This window comes from Actinomycetota bacterium, from assembly GCA_040755895.1.
In the GTDB taxonomy this organism is placed as follows: Bacteria; Actinomycetota; Aquicultoria; order Subteraquimicrobiales; family Subteraquimicrobiaceae; genus Subteraquimicrobium.
Genome location: JBFMAG010000025.1, coordinates 1 through 16,474 on the forward strand (window position 1 = coordinate 1; position 16,474 = coordinate 16,474).

The 16,474-nt window shown below is 46.5% G+C and carries 16 protein-coding genes; all 16 read right to left on the reverse strand.

Annotated features, from left to right (window positions below):
* Positions 1 to 114: 114 nt before the first annotated feature.
* The 16 genes from nusB to AB1466_01030 all read right to left on the reverse strand — a co-directional run bounded on the left by nusB (position 115) and on the right by AB1466_01030 (position 16,462).
* Positions 115 to 537: a transcription antitermination factor NusB gene (gene nusB, locus AB1466_00955; GenBank protein ID MEW6188671.1), complete on the reverse strand. Its 423-nt coding sequence runs from the start codon at positions 535 to 537 to the stop codon at positions 115 to 117.
* Positions 538 to 583: 46 nt separating this feature from the next.
* Positions 584 to 1,927: an acetyl-CoA carboxylase biotin carboxylase subunit gene (gene accC, locus AB1466_00960; GenBank protein ID MEW6188672.1), complete on the reverse strand. Its 1,344-nt coding sequence runs from the start codon at positions 1,925 to 1,927 to the stop codon at positions 584 to 586.
* 55 nt (positions 1,928 to 1,982) lie between these two features.
* Entirely contained in the window at positions 1,983 to 3,830 is a 1,848-nt protein-coding gene (gene accB, locus AB1466_00965; protein MEW6188673.1) for an acetyl-CoA carboxylase biotin carboxyl carrier protein, read from the reverse strand.
* 73 nt (positions 3,831 to 3,903) lie between these two features.
* Complete coding sequence (gene efp / locus AB1466_00970; protein ID MEW6188674.1) at positions 3,904 to 4,470, reverse strand: elongation factor P; 567 nt, start codon at positions 4,468 to 4,470, stop codon at positions 3,904 to 3,906.
* 65 nt (positions 4,471 to 4,535) lie between these two features.
* Positions 4,536 to 5,600 (reverse strand): Xaa-Pro peptidase family protein, encoded by a 1,065-nt coding sequence (locus AB1466_00975; GenBank protein MEW6188675.1) that lies wholly within the window; start codon positions 5,598 to 5,600, stop codon positions 4,536 to 4,538.
* Between the two features lie 16 nt (positions 5,601 to 5,616).
* The gene (gene aroQ / locus AB1466_00980) at positions 5,617 to 6,063 is read right to left on the reverse strand and encodes a type II 3-dehydroquinate dehydratase (GenBank protein MEW6188676.1); all 447 of its coding nucleotides are present in this window, start codon (positions 6,061 to 6,063) and stop codon (positions 5,617 to 5,619) included.
* 14 nt (positions 6,064 to 6,077) lie between these two features.
* Positions 6,078 to 8,270 carry a tetratricopeptide repeat protein gene (locus AB1466_00985; GenBank protein MEW6188677.1) on the reverse strand — a complete coding sequence of 731 codons (2,193 nt, stop codon included), beginning with the start codon at positions 8,268 to 8,270 and terminating at the stop codon, positions 6,078 to 6,080.
* Positions 8,267 to 9,367 carry a 3-dehydroquinate synthase gene (gene aroB / locus AB1466_00990; protein ID MEW6188678.1) on the reverse strand — a complete coding sequence of 367 codons (1,101 nt, stop codon included), beginning with the start codon at positions 9,365 to 9,367 and terminating at the stop codon, positions 8,267 to 8,269. Before aroB ends, AB1466_00985 begins: the two co-directional genes overlap by 4 nt.
* Complete coding sequence (locus AB1466_00995; protein MEW6188679.1) at positions 9,364 to 9,882, reverse strand: shikimate kinase; 519 nt, start codon at positions 9,880 to 9,882, stop codon at positions 9,364 to 9,366. Before AB1466_00995 ends, aroB begins: the two co-directional genes overlap by 4 nt.
* 75 nt (positions 9,883 to 9,957) lie before the next feature.
* Positions 9,958 to 11,112: a chorismate synthase gene (gene aroC / locus AB1466_01000; protein ID MEW6188680.1), complete on the reverse strand. Its 1,155-nt coding sequence runs from the start codon at positions 11,110 to 11,112 to the stop codon at positions 9,958 to 9,960.
* Between the two features lie 145 nt (positions 11,113 to 11,257).
* On the reverse strand, positions 11,258 to 11,818 hold the full coding sequence (locus tag AB1466_01005) for a hypothetical protein (protein ID MEW6188681.1): 561 nt from the start codon (positions 11,816 to 11,818) through the stop codon (positions 11,258 to 11,260).
* Positions 11,819 to 11,821: 3 nt separating this feature from the next.
* Positions 11,822 to 12,403 (reverse strand): type 4a pilus biogenesis protein PilO, encoded by a 582-nt coding sequence (gene pilO, locus AB1466_01010; GenBank protein MEW6188682.1) that lies wholly within the window; start codon positions 12,401 to 12,403, stop codon positions 11,822 to 11,824.
* Between the two features lie 4 nt (positions 12,404 to 12,407).
* Positions 12,408 to 12,989: a PilN domain-containing protein gene (locus AB1466_01015; protein MEW6188683.1), complete on the reverse strand. Its 582-nt coding sequence runs from the start codon at positions 12,987 to 12,989 to the stop codon at positions 12,408 to 12,410.
* The gene (gene pilM, locus AB1466_01020) at positions 12,986 to 14,116 is read right to left on the reverse strand and encodes a type IV pilus assembly protein PilM (GenBank protein MEW6188684.1); all 1,131 of its coding nucleotides are present in this window, start codon (positions 14,114 to 14,116) and stop codon (positions 12,986 to 12,988) included. Before pilM ends, AB1466_01015 begins: the two co-directional genes overlap by 4 nt.
* A gap of 188 nt (positions 14,117 to 14,304) precedes the next feature.
* Complete coding sequence (locus AB1466_01025; GenBank protein MEW6188685.1) at positions 14,305 to 15,741, reverse strand: hypothetical protein; 1,437 nt, start codon at positions 15,739 to 15,741, stop codon at positions 14,305 to 14,307.
* Positions 15,742 to 15,757: 16 nt separating this feature from the next.
* Positions 15,758 to 16,462: a prepilin-type N-terminal cleavage/methylation domain-containing protein gene (locus AB1466_01030; protein ID MEW6188686.1), complete on the reverse strand. Its 705-nt coding sequence runs from the start codon at positions 16,460 to 16,462 to the stop codon at positions 15,758 to 15,760.
* Between the last annotated feature and the right edge of the window lie 12 nt (positions 16,463 to 16,474).

Sequence of the window (16,474 nt, forward strand, 5' to 3'; positions counted from 1 at the left end):
CCTGGCTAAAGATATTTCTCGATTTTTTATTGCATCTTAATCCGAATCCACCACCCCAATCCTCCTTTCAATTATAAAACATAATCTTTTGATCACAAATTAGTTCGAGAGAGATCAGGATTCACTTCCACTGCAGGATTTTTGGAGATCGAGAGCAATTCGACCTAAAATGCCATTCACAAATTTACTCGAATCTTCGGTGCCATAGGCCTTGGCCAGTTCAACCGCCTCGTTGATGGAAACGCTGAAGGGTATATCGCTTTCATAGATCATCTCATAAATGCCCATTCGGATAATATTTCTATCCACGGGAGGCATCCTCTCCAATGCCCAATTATCCGCGTAGCCTTCTATCATTTCATCCATATGCTTTTGGTGTTTGGCAACGCCCTCGATTATCCTCAAAGAGAACTCGGAAAGGGGTTTCTCCCCAGCTAAAGCCCTATTCTTAATTATCTCGCGTAAAGAGCTACCGGTAATTTCCCTTTGATAGAGAACTTCTAAAGCCATTCTTCGAGCTTTTCGCCTCTCAAGCATTTTAATACCCCGAGGGCAAATCCCACTTTTAAATAAGAAATAATCATCACCGATTTAAAATCCGTCTCGAAATGAAATCGGTGTAAATCTCCCCTTTCCTGAAAAAATCATCCTCCACGACCTTTAAATGAAAGGGTATGGTGGTCTCCAGGCCGACGATGATGAACTCATTCAAAGCCCTTCGCGCTCTCAGGATCGCCTCCTCGCGAGTTTCGCCCCATATGATGAGCTTAGCCAAGAGTGAATCGTAATGTGATGGGATGAGATATCCGGAATAGAGATGGCTGTCAACCCTGACCCCGGGGCCCCCAGGCGGATTGAAGAGTTTGATCTTCCCCGCTCGGGGTAGAAAATCTTCCTCTGGATCTTCAGCATTTATCCTGAACTCGATGGCGTGTCCGTAAAGCTTAATACGAGATTGAGAATGAGCCAGCCGCTCCCCAGCTGCTAAACGAATCTGCTCTTTGACGATGTCTACTCCAGTCACCATTTCAGTTACCGGATGTTCAACCTGAATCCTGGTATTCATCTCCATGAAATAGTAATTTCCCTCTTCATCAACCAAAAATTCAACGGTTCCAGCATTCACATAATTGGCCGCTTTAGCCGCGGCCACGGCGGCTTTTCCCATTTCCTCTCTCTTCTCACGGCTAAGAATCGAGGGTGATTCTTCAATGAGCTTCTGATAGCGCCTTTGGATGGAGCAGTCTCTTTCACCCAGGTGAATCACATTTCCATACTTATCTGCTAAGATTTGGAATTCAATGTGGCGAGGTTGTTCAATGTATTTTTCAAGATAAATATCGGAATTACCAAAAGCCGTTCCGGCCTCCGACGATGCCGTTTGAAGTAACCCTTTCAAATCATCTTCATTATAAGCTATTCTCATCCCCCGACCCCCTCCACCAGCCGCAGCTTTGATGATCACGGGATAAGATATATCCCTGGCGCAGGCCAGAGCTTCCTCCTCACCTCTTATGATCTCGCTGCCTCCAGGAATAACGGGAACTCCTGCTTCCTCCATTAGCTTTTTAGCCTCGATCTTATTACCCATAGCCGAGATGACCCTGGATGGGGGACCGATGAATGTAATACCGCACGACTCACAAACTTCAGCGAATTGGGGATTTTCGGCAAGGAAACCATAGCCAGCATGGATGGCATCGGCACCAGTAACCTCGGCGGCGCTGATGATACCCGGTATATTCAAATAGCTTTTACTGCTGTCCGGTGGACCAATGCAAACGGCCTCGTCTGCGAGCTTCGTATGAAGAGAATCCGCATCCGCTTTGGAATATACCGCTACCGTGGGAATATCGAGTTCCTTACACGCTCTTATAATCCTCAAAGCGATCTCGCCTCGATTGGCGATGAGTACCTTCTTGAACAACTTCATCTTCTCCTCATCCCTTGCCGCTGTGAATTCACAATACCTTCTCAACTTTTCATTCCGTTGGTTCATACAAAAATAAAACCTGACCATACTCCACTGGGTGACCATTCTCCACCAAGATTTCTTTGATTATTCCCTTTTCCTCGGCGGTTATCTCATTCATCAACTTCATGGCTTCCAGGATACAGATCGTCTGCCCCTGCTCAACGACATCGTTAATCTCCACAAAGGGAGGTGCATCAGGAGCTGGGGCTCTATAAAAAGTGCCAACCATTGGAGCGGTTATCTCCTTCCAATGATCGGGGTATTTCTTAGCCTCAACTTGAGGCTCAGCTTCAGTGGCCTGCTCACCCTCGCTAACCTCAACGCTGGGAGCCACTCCAGTAGTCCCCTTGCGCACGCAAATCCTGACCCCTCCCTCCTCCACAACGATTTCACTTACACCGCTCTGCTCGATTATCTTCACGAGTTCCCGAATCTGCTCTACATTCATATATCCATCCTCCTTGACTGCGCTAATTTCTCGGCTCGTCAAGAAAACGGTCTTCTCCATGCTCCTCCTGGCACGATTCTCTAAATATTCCCTAGCCGGTTTTGGGAAGAGGGCAAAGGTTAAAACATCCTCTTCACTCTGGGCTAAATCTCCAACCTCCTTGGCATAATCCTCGAAGGTTTCGGTTAAAAGCTCCGCCGGCCTCACATCTATGCGCTTTTCATCGCCCAAAATCTTCCGTTCGATTTCGGGATCCATGGGACCAGGGGGACGACCATATAACCCCTTCACGTAATCCCTCATTTCATCGGGAATAACGCTCCACCTTTTTCCGCTTAAAACGTTGATTACAGCTTGAATTCCCACGATTTGACTCAAAGGTGTTACAAGAGGTGGGTATCCAACCTCGGCTCGCACGCGCGGTATTTCCTCTAAAACCTCAGGTAATCTATCCAGGGCATTTTGCTCCTCCAATTGACTGTAGAGATTCGAGATCATACCCCCGGGAACCTGGTGGGAAAAGACCTTCATGTGCGTAAGAGAGGTTACTCCGCGCTTAAAACCCCTCCTTTCCCGAACGGATTCCCAATATTCAGCTATCTCGTAAAGGATATCCAAATCAATTCCAGAATCATAGGGAGTATCCTTGAGAGCAGCCACTACCATCTCAACCGCAGGCTGAGAGTTTCCAAAAGCCAAGGGCACAGTAGCCGTATCTATGATATCCACACCCGCTTCGATCGCCTTGATGTAATTCATGGGGGCCATGCCCCCGATATAATGGCAATGGAGCTGTATGGGTAAATCGATTTTCTTTCGTAGACGCTGAACTAGTTTATGAGTGCGATATGGGGTAAGGAGAGCCGCCATGTCCTTAATGCAGATGGAGTCCGCCCCCATTTCCACGAGTTCAAGGGCAGTGTTCACATAATGTTCGAGAGTATGAATGGGACTAATGGTATAGCAAACCGAAGCTTGAAAGTGGGCACCGATCTCTTTGACGGCCTCAACGGCGGTTTTGAAATTCCTCGTATCATTGAGGGCATCGAAGATACGAAAGATGTCGATGCCATTTTTCGCTGCATGATGGACGAATCTTCTCACTATATCATCTGGATAATGCTTATAGCCCACAAGATTCTGACCCCGTAGGAGCATCTGTAAAGGTGTATTTCGCACGTGGGACTTGATCGTCCTCAGCCTATCCCAGGGACTCTCATCGAGGAACCTCAAAGGTGCATCGAAAGTGGCTCCGCCCCAGACCTCCATCGAATGGTAACCGACCTTATCCATCTTCCCAAGGATGGGTACCATATCTTCCGTGCGCATACGGGTAGCCCAGAGAGATTGATGGGCATCCCTCAAAGTGGTATCGGTGATTTTAACCCGCTTTGGTCTCCGTCTCATTCCACCCACTTCTGAATCCCTATTTTAACAGGAAAATCCCTCCCTTGCCCACCACCTTCTATTATTCCCATTCTTATTTTCCAGTTAACCTCGTAATGTACTCACCCGAACGGGTGTCTATTTTCACTATGTCTCCCTCCTCAATGAAGAGAGGGACTTGAATGACGGCTCCCGTTTCCAGGGTAGCGGGTTTTGTCCCCCCGGTTGCCGTATCCCCCTTCACACCCGGAGGAGTGCTTATGACCTTTAACTCCACAAAGATGGGAAGCTCCACACCGATTGGTTTTCCCTCATACATCAAAATCTCCAAGGTCATTTCCTCCTTTAGATACTTCCTCGCCTCCCCAAGTTGTTCCGATAGTAGGGAAAGTTGTTCATAGCTCTCAGTATCCATGAATGTGTAATTATCGTGGTCTGAATAGAGGTATTGCATGGGACGATGGTCAAGTCTCGCAAGTTCCACCTTCTCGCCGGCCCGAAATGTCTTATCAATGATGGCACCAGTTTTTATATTCCTTAGTCTCGTGCGCACGAAAGCCTGACCTTTACCTGGTTTTACATGCTGAAAATCCAAAATGGTATATAGAACGCCGTCTACCTCGATGGTCATCCCCGTTCTAAACTGGTTGGTCGTGATCATGAGTCGATCTCCCTCCAATCAATCTCTCAAATCTATCTAGCATATCCACGATCGCGGAATGTAAACTAAAGCTCGAGTAGATCCTTAGCTGATGCCGTTAAAATTTCTATTCCCTCTTCTCTTAAGAGTACCAAGTCTTCGATACGGACCCCACCAAAACCTGAGATATAGATTCCTGGTTCGATTGTTGTAACCATTCCGGCCATTAACCGCTCACTGCTTTTCGGTCCCAGTGTGGGAATCTCGTGAATCTCCAACCCAACTCCATGTCCCAGATTATGACCGAAATTGCTACCATAGCCCACCTGACTCAGGTAATCTCTGGCGATTCCGTCAACCTGGGCACCGGTTTGACCCAGGGATATCCCATCCAATGCTCTTTTCTGAGCTTGCAAGACCAGCCGATAAATCTTGCGTTGTTGCTCAGAGGCCTTCCCCAAAACCAAGGTTCTGGTCATGTTGGAGTGGTATCCCTCATATACCGCTCCGAGATCGATTTTTACGAACTCGCCTGGGTTTAGGCATTTATCAGTGGTTCGGGCATGAGGTATGGCGGAACGTGCACCGGACGCCACAATTATATCAAAACCCGCTTTCTCAGCACCACTTTTGCGCATAAAGTATTCCAATTCAATAGCCACATCTCGTTCGGTTACTCCCAGACTTATAAATGGCAAAATATGGGAAAAAGCTTGATCCGCCAGCTTTGCAGCTCGAGCTATCCGAACTATCTCCCCTTCCTCTTTGATGGCTCGCAATTGTTCTACCATTTGGGGCAAGGGATGCAAGAGGATATTATCTAATTCGGAGAGCTCAATATACTCCTTGTAGGTGAGAAAGTGGGATTCGAAGCCAATCACCTTTAGTCCCAATTTTCTAATCAAGCTCGCCAGTTCGTCGTGGCCTGAATTCGTGACCTTAAGAATTTCACATCCGTAGGCTTCCTGAACTGCCTGCTCAAAATGGCGAAAGTCCGTGAGGAGAAAGATGTGCTTCCCATCGATCATTAGCATTCCTGAGCCCGTAAAACCGATAAGATACCGTAGGTTCTCAGGTTTCTTGATGAGCATGGCATCAACCTGGGCTTCTTTGATCTTTTGCCTTAACTTAGAAATCCTCCCAGAGGTCATGAGTCCCTACCGGCGATTATTTTTCTTGTTCCTCCAGCAATCTTTTTGCCGCCTCCAAAGCTAAATAATAGCTATGGGGACCAAATCCCGCAATTTGACCCATCGTGACCGGGGCAATAACCGATTCCCAACGGAACTCCTCTCGAGCATAAATATTGGAAAGATGTACTTCAATGGTGGGGATATTCACGGAAGCAATGGCATCACGGATGGCTATACTATAATGTGTAAAAGCTGCAGGATTAATGATGATGCAATCAATTTTACCTGCTGCCTGTTGAATCCTTTCCACAATCTCTCCTTCGTAATTCGACTGAAAAACCTCCAATTCTATTCGGCTCTGAGAAGCTTGTTCTTTGAGGACGGAATTTATCTCCTCAAGTGTCGTGGTTCCATATATCTCCCTCTCCCTTAATCCCAATAAGTTCAAATTTGGACCATGGATCACCAGAACCTTGCCCATTGGCATCATCCTCCCTACAAATTTAATTCCTTCCTTATTTCAGCCAGTCTATCCTTAGCTCTCTTATTTTCTGGCTCAATTTCCAGCACCTTTTCAAATTCGAGCATGGCGAGTCCCAATCTATCCATCTTCTCGTAGATTAAACCAAGATAAAAGTGAGCCACGGCGCTCCTTGGGTTAAGCTTCACCACCTGCCCATACTCCTTTGCTGCCTCTCTGTGCATCCCCCTGTTGTAATAGATCCAGCCCCTACCCAGATAAGCTGTCTGGTTGCGAGGATTTAAATCTAAAGCCATGGTAAATTCACGTAACGCTTTATCCAATTCACCGAGGGTTACATATTCATTCCCCAGGTTAAAATGAGCTCTCTCAATATAGCGTAAAGTTCTTTGAGGATACCAGTACCTATAAATGGTCTTCAAGCTTATGGCTTTCTTGAACTGACTTATCGCCATGGAATGGTCGCCTCTAAAGGCATGAAATTCACCCAACAGGACATAATTTGAAGGATCGTTGGGGTATAGATCCTGAGCCCGTTCTAATTGCGATAGAGCCTGGGAGAACCACCCTCTTGACCAATAATAAACGGCCAAATCGGAATGATAATCGGCCCAGAAAGGATTGAGGGCTATCGCCTTTTTCATTTCCCTGATCGCTTCATCCATCAATGAAATCCTCTTCAATCGTTGTGCTCTCCTGTAGCAGGCATTGGCAAGGTGGTGGTGATATTCAGGGCAAATGGGATCAAAAAGTGTTGCCTTTCTGAAGGCAACACAAGCTTGGGAAAATTTTTCCCCTCTCATTAGTGATTTCCCCCACTCGGCAAAGTTTAAAGCCACAGCATAGTTCACTAGAATGAGCAGAATCAGACAGAAAGCCACAACTACTGTGGCTGCGCTCATATTCCTAGATAGTTTAAAGGATGTCCTGACGACCCTTTGAGGGAATACTAGTCCCTCGAGGGAAAAGGTCAATCCCACTAGGGACCAAAAAACCAGGGCTACCAGAGGGGTGTACCAATCAAAATCGATCAAGTTGCGAACAAAAAATGCTACGGATCCCGCAAACAAGGCTAAGGCAATTCCCCTTATATGCTCATCTCGCAGGTCTAAAAGTAATCCAAACTGCTTTTTCAAAATGAGCAGAATTATGGCCAAAAAAAGAGCGAATCCCAATACTCCCGTTTCCGCAAAGAGCTCGAGATAAGTATTGTGAGCATGCTTTGAATAGATACCCCCGTGTTGATATACGGAATAGATGCGGGCGTAGGTTCCAATCCCCGTCCCCAGAAGAGGAAATTCCTTTATCATTCTCAAAGTCCCCTTCCAAAGATGGAATCTGCCCTGCGCGCTTGTGACCCCCGCTTCCTTGGTAAGCCCTGGATACAAGGCAGTCTCCGGGGAATACATCTCAGTCATTGTGATCACGGTCAGGCAGAAAATGAGGGCAAACATCCCCAAGAGCAGCAAATTCGCTGCTCCCTTCCGCCTTTGAGTTTTGGGAATCCCCACAACCAAGATAGCTACCACGACCATGAAACAAAGCCAGCCTCCGCGGGAAAAAGTGAGAAATAAGCAGGTGATCATAACAACACCAGCGATCAGCAGTGCCACTTTTTGCCATTTATCCTTTGCATTTAACAATAGCACGAAGGCCACGGGAATGAGCATGCAAAGAAATCCCGCAAGATGATTGGGGCTAATGAATATGGAGAATACCCTACTGGGAATATCGAGAGATAAGCCCCTTTCAGCTACATATTTCGAAAGCATCTTGAAACCGGCTACGTATTGAAAGATGCCGTAGCTGGATAATAAAGTTCCGCAAAGGACAAAAATGGCGAGGAGTGAGGTAACCTCCCATTTTAATTTGATGTTATTGGCTACGAGCCAAAAGATCAAAGAATATGAGAATATCAGAAGCAAAGCATCTCGGCTAGCGTATAAGCAGACCAACCCAAAGGCGGAGACGCCAGTGGTGATGCCGAATAAAATCAGGGGAATGTCAAGGTCAGTGCGGTAAAAACTTGAATTTTTCCGACACGCTTCCAAAAACCAGAAGGTACCGAGGAAAATTAGCAAGGTGTATAAACAAGCCTTCGTTTCCTGGAAATAACCCGCTCCATTGATAAAAGAGATATATAAAAAGAAGGCAAATATTAGAATGGGGGTGAATCTTTCCAGTTTAAGATGGGCTTTATTTGTCAATCCAGTCTCCTCACATCTTCTAGGGCTTTGGTGATTATGCGAGAGGAAATCCCCATGACCACGGGAGACCCAACTGCCTTTAAGAGCACAAAGATATTGGCTTCGCCCCGCCTCTTTTTGTCCACCACGATTTGATTTAATATGGCATTGGCATCGAGTTCGGGTAATTTGAGGGGAAGCCCTGCGCGTTTCAATAATCTAATGTGTCGATCAACCAAAGAGCGGTCTACTAGACCGAGTTCATGGGCGATGAAGGCGGCGCAAACCATCCCCACAGAAATGGCTTCTCCGTGCAAGAATCTCCTGTATCCGGTTAAAGCTTCGATGGCATGGCCGATGGTGTGTCCATAATTGAGAATCGCCCGCCTACCAAAATCTCTTTCATCCTCCTCCACTATCCTTGCTTTAACCCTGCAACACTCAGAGACCACTTGCAACACGAGCTCTTCATCCAATTTCAATATCGCTTTCAGGTTTTTTTCGAGAAAGGAGAGAAACTCCTCTCCCTGTAGAAAGCCATATTTTATGACTTCTGCAAAGCCAGCCTTAAGCTCTAGTTTAGGTAAAGTTTTTAGTGTTGTGACATCGATGAGAACGAAATTTGGCTGATAGAAGCATCCTATGAGATTCTTTCCCCGAGGATGATTTACGGCAACTTTTCCTCCTACACTGCTATCCACCTGGGCGAGCAAGGTTGTGGGGACATGAACCAAAGGTACTCCACGCATGTAAGTGGCGGCTACAAAACCCGCCAAGTCTCCAATTACTCCTCCTCCCAAGGCTATGATGGGATCGAAACGCTGAGCATCTACCGCCAGGAGTTCATCGTAAAGTTTTGATGCCATTTCAAGAGATTTATACTCCTCACCATCGGGAACTTCTAAAAAGTGGTGCTCAAAGCGGGCTTTCTGAAAACTTTCACGGACAACCTCTCCAAAGAGGTTCAAAACAGTGGGATTGGTAATGACAATGGCTTTTCCTCCACAACGGGGAATGGATTTTACCCTCTCCCCAAGGGTCGAGAGAATTCCGGATCCTACATAAATTTTGTAACTCCGGCCTCCCAATGCCACCTCAACGGTTTCAAATAGCTTCATGATGTTATCTTCTCTCCCAACTCCCGCTGGATTCTTTGCACCACCTGTTCCACGGAAAGACCCGTTGTGTCCACGATCAAATCGGCTACCTCTTCATAAATCTTCCCTCGCCTTGAGAGCAGCTTCTCGATCTGTACCTTTGGCTGTGGGACGTTTAAAAGTGGTCTTTCATCGGAGTTCTTTACCCGCTCATATATCGCCGATAAGGCCGTTTTAAGGTAAATTAAAATTCCCTTGCTTTTCAAGACCTCTACATTCTTGGGATTTAAGACGGCCCCCCCGCCACAGGCTATAATCTGCCCCTCGCCCGAAGAAACTTCGGCGATTATCTTCGCCTCCAAGGCACGAAAAACGGGTTCACCGGAGTCTTCGAATATCTCCCTTATCCGTCTTTTGGCTCTTTCTTCTATCAAGGAATCCGTATCCACGAACCTGAAATGCAACCTCTCGGCCAATCTCCGCCCGACACTACTCTTACCCGACCCCATAAATCCTATGAGCACGATGTTCTTCATATTCATTCACCTTCAATTCATTCACCATTTACATCTTAAATTGGACTATTAACGAGTTAGGTTGACTTTTTAGATTCACCATTTCCTCAATCTCTCGATGTAATTTTGATAGTTACATTTGACCTCATCGAGGCTATCTCCACCGAATTTTTCAAGGACAGCGGAAGCCAACTCTATGGCCACAACCGCTTCTCCGATCACAGCGGCGCTGGGAACTGCACAGACATCGGCACGCTCTTTAAAAGCAATAGTCGAATCCTTAGTTATTATATCAACGGTTCGCAATGGTTTACCGAGGGTGGGGATAGGTTTCATAACAGCCCGAAGAAGGACCGGTTCCCCATTCGTTACACCACCTTCCAATCCCCCAGCTCTATTCGTCTCGCGGTAGAACCCCCTGGAAGCATCGAAAAATATCTCATCGTGAGCGGATGAGCCCCTCACTGAAGCCATCTTAAAACCCTCTCCTACCTCGACTCCTTTAATTGCAGGTATGCTCATAATCGCTTGAGTCAACCTCGCATCCAATCTCCTATCCCACGATACATAACTTCCCAATCCCGGAGGAACTCCATAAACTATGATTTCAAAAATGCCCCCCAGAGTGTCCCCCTCATCCCCTGCCTTTTTGATCTCATTCACCATTTCGAGGGAGGCCTTTTCATCGATGCATCTAACTGGGGAACGGTCTATCTTGGGAATATCCTCAGGCTTAGGAGGGGAAACGATTTGCGCTGCACAGGTTCCGATGCCTATAACGTGGCTTAGGATTGAAATGTTCAATTCCTGAAGAAAAGCCTTGGCAATGGCTCCAACACCCACCCGAGCTGCGGTTTCCCTGGCACTCGCCCTCTCTAAAACATTACGAATGTCCCTTTGCCCCATCTTTAAAACACCGGCGAGATCTGCATGCCCAGGTCGAGGTGTGGTTACTGGTTCCATTTCCACGGCTTCTTCAATGGACATCACCCTCGACCAATTTCCCCAATCCCTATTGCTGATGAGTAAGGCTATGGGACTACCAAGGGTCTTACCAAAACGCACTCCGCTTAAAATCTCCACCTCATCCCGCTCTATCTTCATTCTTTCCCCCCGACCCACGCCCATTTGGCGTCGAGAAAGCTCAAAATTGATATATTTTGCGGAAATCTTTAAACCACAGGGAATCCCCTCCAAAATGGCAATAAGGGCTGGTCCATGGGATTCTCCCGCTGTAAGAAACCTGAGCATCGTCTCACCCCTTATTTACTTCAAAAATCATTCAAACTGATTCTTATATAGCATAAAACGGCACCGAGGAGGAATGCCGTTCTTAAGCCTAAATCAGAAAATCGGGAAAAATTAATCTTCAGAATCTTTAGCCCATGGACTAATATTACTTGTATATCTCTTCACCCAACTTTAATACAATTTTATCATCCCCGTAAAGAAGGGTGACACTATCGGCTCCTATCGATAATACTTGATAGGGAGAATCATTAATTCGATCTCCCTCTTTAACCTTATATATAGTGCTCCCATATTTTATGGAGGCATATTTCGTTCCATCCTCGGTATAAATATCCTCAAGGGCGAGAACTTTTGGCGTTGTTTCGGTCGTACCCGTAACAGTGGGCGTAGTCACTTTGGTGATCAAAGGCTTAAAGGGATCTTTGCTCTCGTATACTTCAAAAGACTCAACCCGATCAACGGAAGAAGGAGGAGCCGTTGCAATCATTTTCTCCTCCTTCTCTTCTCTCTTTGGTGTGGATCGAGGTGGTTGAACCACACGCCGGGGTTCCCTGAGAGCCTCGCTAAGAATCACCAAAAATAAAAGCGCCGAAGCAACGACGAATACGATAAGAGCAGCGATGATGATTATTAAAATCTTTTTCCCCTTGGGAGTTTCTAAAAACCCTTTAACTTTGGTTACATAATCCTTTATGTCTTGTGACATTTTCTATCCACCACTTTTACTCGTCGGAGATTTACCGCCCTCACTAGCTTGCTGGGCTTTGATGAGTGTGAAGGCGCTCGCGGAAATATCCACGGAGAGCTCGGGGTACTCCTTTACGGATATGTTCACCGCATTTACTTTTATCTCCCGAGAAAGTCCTTCAAGTCGATAGAGAAAATCGACCACATCGAAGAATCCTCCAGTAATGTTAATGCTCAAAGGTATTTCAGAAAAACTCTCCTTCGGACTGAGAACAGAGGGCTTTATGGAAATAAAGTCAATGCCCGCTTGGGTGGCTATATCCTGTAGCTCGATTATAAGGGACGGGAGCTCGGGCTCCTTTGGAATTCTTTTGCTTAAGCTCAACAGCTTTGCCTCAATTTGGGCCGATTCCTCCTTTGCGGCTTTAAGGCGTGAAAGCGTGGCCTTCGCTGTCTCCTGTTTTTTCCTCTCTTCCTCCATTTGCTTTCGAATTTGAGCTTTTCGGTTCTGCTGAGGTAGCCAGGCCAAAAGGAAGAATGCGACCACAAGAAGAATTGCGAATATGCCCACTGTCATTATCCTATGCTTAAGCGAAATGGCCATGCCCTCACTCTCCCGAATTCCTAGGCGGGGCAGGAACGGAAGGCTTCGCCGTTTTTAATTGAGAAGTCGTCTCAAATTGGATGGCTTCTTGCTCTTCTACCTCTGTTTTTTCCGAAGCATTGAGCCAAATCTCGGTCAAATGTTTAATTTCCTTCAACCTGACCATCCATTTTGCCACCGAATTATGGGTGAAGGTGTAACCTTGGAAATTGATTCCAGCATTCATGTCCCCCTTGAAAGAAGTCAACCAAACATCGCTCGGTATGACCATACTAATTTCATTGAGTAGTTTTGACCACGATACCTCGCCTTCCATTGCGGTCTTGAGGATTCCCTCCCACTTTTCAACCTCAGCCTTTTTCTTCTCATAAATTTCATACTCCGCGATTACCTCCTCTAACTTTTGATTTTCGATCTTAATTGCGGAGAGTTCTCGCTCCTCCTGACCGATGACCCAGGCATTAATGGTATATACAAAAAATAAGATAAAAACGAGGACCACTATCCCCACGAATGAGTAAACCAGGATTCTTTCAGCTCTCCTCTTTCCAAGGATTTCCGGAGGTAATAAATTGATGTTTGTCATCTTTCGAACCCCCGTAGAGCAAGACCAAGACAGATGGCAAGAGAAAGTTCTTCAGCCATGAGCTCCTCTTGAGGTAATTTGGGATCGATCTGAAATCCCTTCAGAGGATGACCAAATTCCACACCCACTTGTAAGCCCTGACTTAGATAACGATCGAGGTATTCTAGTTTCGATCCGTCTCCACTTAAAATAACTCTCCCAATGCCTTTGACCTGCCTGGCTTGCGCGAGATAATAATCGAAAGAGCGTCGGACCTCGGTCACAAAATTATTTATTTCTTTCACTAGAACCTCTTGCACCAGTGGCACTTTATCAGCCATCTCAGACTTAACCTTTTTGGATTTTGACTCCTTATTCAAGGGAGGTAGCCCGATTTCGACTTTCAAATCCTCGGCTTCGTCGAAGGATACGTTCAAGGCATCAGCTATGGCACGGGTGAAATCATTTCCCGCCAGAGAGGTCACCCGAGTAAATCTCGGTATTCCCCGCTCTACAACGACGATATTGGTGATTCCTGCACTTATATTGATCAAAGCTGTCGCTGTTCCCTCCAACTCCCCTTCCTCAGGAATGATGGGTGACTCACCTATGAGCGAGCGCACGAGGGCGAAGGAAGATACATCGATTACCACTGGTTTTAATCCAGCCCCCTCAACGGCGGCGACATTGTTCCGGATCATGTCCTTCTGCCCAGCTACAAGGAGCACTTCCATCATCCGCTCATTATTCTCCGTAGTGAATTCGCCCACCACCTGGAAATCGAGAATGGCCTCCTCAATGGGGATTGGAATGAATTCCTGAGCTTGATACTGAATGGCCCCTTTGAGCTCAGATTTCTCCATGTAAGGGAGTTCGATGAGGCGGACAACAACTTTCTGATTGGCTACACCGATTATCACTCTTTTATCACCAAAACCTGCATTCTTCCAGAGTCTAAATAAGGAGTTTGAAACGGCTTCGACGTCGACCACTTCACCCTCTACAACGGCTCCCATAGGGACCTTTACCTTGCCATATTTAATAAGGATGGGTGAACCCTGCGCGGCCTTCAGCTGAGCTGCTCGGAAGGTATTCGTTCCAATATCAAGACCTATTGGTGGAAGGATTCTAAATGGAAAAATGCCCAAAATACGATTCCTCCTACGATCATGACTTCCACTTGATTTAAACCAGTGTTGCTTCCCCTCTTTGGGCGGGGCATTACCTTTTATCTGTTATTTAAACCGACTACTTGATTCGATAAAATTTTGCATTTCCCTTTTTAAAAATTCCACAGAAATTTATCGGCATTTCCGTCCATTTCTTTAATAATCACTTATTCCTCACGCCAAGTCCTGTAATCGAGGGTCACACCCTGTATGATCCCAAAGATACTTGGATACTCTGAGGGCATGGCGGATCCCCTGAAAGTCAACTTGACTCGTCTTCTGATATTATCAAACCAAAGCTGGCCATCATTATTATCGACGTCTCCCGCAATTATACTCCCGATAACCGCTATTTCTCGGCCATCCGCCTCGGTACGGAATCGGATTCCCCTCCGTGAGAAGACCACCCCTTCGAGTTCGATGTGGCTTCCAGTATCGGTCGATCCCGCATTGGTATTTGAAGTCAGAAATATAACATATCTGGAGAGCAGACTGGACTGGGTGGAGTAAACATAGTCGTAAACCCTCGTTCGAGCATTGCTGTAGAGCTCGGTATTCGCTCCCATTTGGGTTGGCTTTGGTTTAGTTCCTTGGATGACCAAGGCATCCGTATTCGTATCGGGGTCATCATCATCCCAACCACCGGCGATGATTTGTATCTTCTCCCCGATGCTTGAGCTATTTATGGTCACATTGCCATAAGCCACGATCGTGGTTACCGTGGAGGTATTCGTGCTGGTTACGGTGGCACAATCGATGGTCAAATTCCCATTTATGTAGGTCTTGCTTCCCCCCGTGAGTGTTACTGTTCCGGTCCAGGTTTGGTTTCCGGCGGGGTAAGTGCTCGCCGTGCGAATTTCCCGTTCATAAAAGACGGTTCTAAATGTGGGTAGCCCCGGAGGACCGGCGGAAGTGGCTTCCTTCCAATGCGCGTCGGGAAATTCCCTTACACCAGCAACGTATTCATTATCCTCAGGGCGCACACCGTCTTCGTCATAGGCATATCCGAGATAATCAGAACTCGTGCTCGGTTCCCTGATGTTTATGACCCAGCCGTGGATGTTTAAAACATCGCTCCCCGTTCCGTAGATCATAACCCGTGTAGTTTCCGTTGTATCATTGTATATGAAGACGTTATCCTCCGCAGAGGGATCATCATCATTTCCGGGTATGGCGTTGGATTTAGCAGCGGTCAAGGCACGCTGGAAGGCAGCGGGTACGGTATTCACGACGGTTTGAACCCTTATTCTCCTCGTTACTCCCGTAACTTTCCCCACGGAAATGAGCAACCCAGTGTTCGAATCGTAAATCGTATAATAGCTTCCCGATCCAAGATTAACCGGTGTAGTCTCGCTTCCAATCGTGCCGGACATGCTGCTGTTTAAACTCCAAAGGGCATGGTTTATTCCAGCTTCTGCCAGGTAATAAGCTTTTGTGGAATTGGCATGCTGAATTACCATATATGCCTCATTGATGGTCAGAGAAATGAGGGCGGCCCCCACAAGGATCAAGATCAAGGCGGCGCTTAAAGCAAAGGCTAGCGTGTATCCCTCTTCCTTGATTAAAATTTTCAATCTAAGCGGAAACTCGACCAACCTTCCCATCTCATAAATCCTCCCATCACTTCCTCAACCTACATTCGTTCTCCAGTCTATATTCCTTTGGAAGCTCACCCGGATTTTTATCCACGATTAAAGTGATATAAATCTGGTAGGGTTGATTGACATCATCCGTCCTGAAAACTGGAACTGATTTATCCCGGTTGATCAAATATCTGGCCAAAATTTGGCTTGAACTATCAACCTGCCTTGTTAAAATTCCACTCGTCGATAGAGAGTAAATCACCGACGTATCATGGGTATAATCGGCGTGAACGATATCAGTTTCCGCCAGAGAATAACTGAAGGTAACCGTTCCCTCCTCATAATTTACGCTATATTCGCTGGACGGACGGGGGATGCCGTTTTTGTAGATGGTTGGAGGTGCCGATGATAACCATGGATAATATCGAGATCCATAGACCCTCCGTTCGGGATCGGTTGTGGACAATCCCTCTCCAACTATTTGCAATCCGGATATGGTGAGGCTATAATCGGTAATTCCCGTAACCTCATAGCATTCCCTCAGCTCTTGAGCTATCCTCAACATGGCAATTCGGGCACTCCGTTGAGCATCTATTTGCCCCTCGGAAAGATTCCAGGTCTCCAGTCCTTGAACTAACAGACCGTATAGAGCCCCAACTATCAAAAAGAGCAAAGCTCCAGCCAAAAGTAGCTCCACCAGAGTGAACCCTCTCTCTTCATTGGATTTAATATATGCCAGCATGAACCTCGCCTC

Bases quoted from the DNA above. Each gene is read 5' to 3' on its own strand.
- AB1466_00995 (MEW6188679.1), bottom strand. From the start codon at position 9,882: ATGAAGAACATCGTGCTCATAGGATTTATGGGGTCGGGTAAGAGTAGT.
- pilO (MEW6188682.1), bottom strand. From the start codon at position 12,403: ATGGCCATTTCGCTTAAGCATAGGATAATGACAGTGGGCATATTCGCA.
- efp (MEW6188674.1), bottom strand. From the start codon at position 4,470: ATGATCACGACCAACCAGTTTAGAACGGGGATGACCATCGAGGTAGAC.
- aroB (MEW6188678.1), bottom strand. From the start codon at position 9,367: ATGAAGCTATTTGAAACCGTTGAGGTGGCATTGGGAGGCCGGAGTTAC.
- aroC (MEW6188680.1), bottom strand. From the start codon at position 11,112: ATGCTCAGGTTTCTTACAGCGGGAGAATCCCATGGACCAGCCCTTATT.
- AB1466_01025 (MEW6188685.1), bottom strand. From the start codon at position 15,741: ATGGGAAGGTTGGTCGAGTTTCCGCTTAGATTGAAAATTTTAATCAAG.
- accB (MEW6188673.1), bottom strand. From the start codon at position 3,830: ATGAGACGGAGACCAAAGCGGGTTAAAATCACCGATACCACTTTGAGG.
- aroQ (MEW6188676.1), bottom strand. From the start codon at position 6,063: ATGGGCAAGGTTCTGGTGATCCATGGTCCAAATTTGAACTTATTGGGA.
- AB1466_00975 (MEW6188675.1), bottom strand. From the start codon at position 5,600: ATGACCTCTGGGAGGATTTCTAAGTTAAGGCAAAAGATCAAAGAAGCC.
- AB1466_01030 (MEW6188686.1), bottom strand. From the start codon at position 16,462: ATGCTGGCATATATTAAATCCAATGAAGAGAGAGGGTTCACTCTGGTG.
- nusB (MEW6188671.1), bottom strand. From the start codon at position 537: ATGCTTGAGAGGCGAAAAGCTCGAAGAATGGCTTTAGAAGTTCTCTAT.
- AB1466_01005 (MEW6188681.1), bottom strand. From the start codon at position 11,818: ATGTCACAAGACATAAAGGATTATGTAACCAAAGTTAAAGGGTTTTTA.
- AB1466_01015 (MEW6188683.1), bottom strand. From the start codon at position 12,989: ATGACAAACATCAATTTATTACCTCCGGAAATCCTTGGAAAGAGGAGA.